The 229-nt window shown below is 54.6% G+C and carries 1 rRNA gene; it reads left to right on the top strand.

The window, feature by feature from the left end:
- Window positions 1–79: ribosomal RNA gene (locus KIH86_RS18440) — 23S ribosomal RNA — on the top strand; the annotation flags it as partial.
- Window positions 80–229: the final 150 nt, after the last annotated feature.

The following is a 229-nucleotide window of genomic DNA, read 5'->3' as shown; positions in this document are numbered from 1 at the left end:
GACGAGGTTGATAGGCTGGGGGTGGAAGTGCAGCAATGCATGGAGCTGACCAGTACTAATCGGTCGAGGGCTTATCCAAGACTACCCCACAAAGTGAAGAAGACGCTGACGAAGCCGATTCCGAATACTTTGCGGGGGCCCCGATAAGCATACCCCAAAAAGTGAAGCGGAGGCTTCGAAGAGTACACCGAGTACTTTTCGGGGACCCCGAGACACCGAGTAAGGGCTA

Origin of the sequence: Paenibacillus sinensis (assembly GCF_019904155.1) — a bacterium.
GTDB lineage: Bacteria > Bacillota > Bacilli > Paenibacillales > Paenibacillaceae > Paenibacillus_AQ > Paenibacillus_AQ sinensis.
Note: the sequence above shows the minus strand (reverse complement) of the source record. Positions and strands in the feature narration are given on the sequence as shown.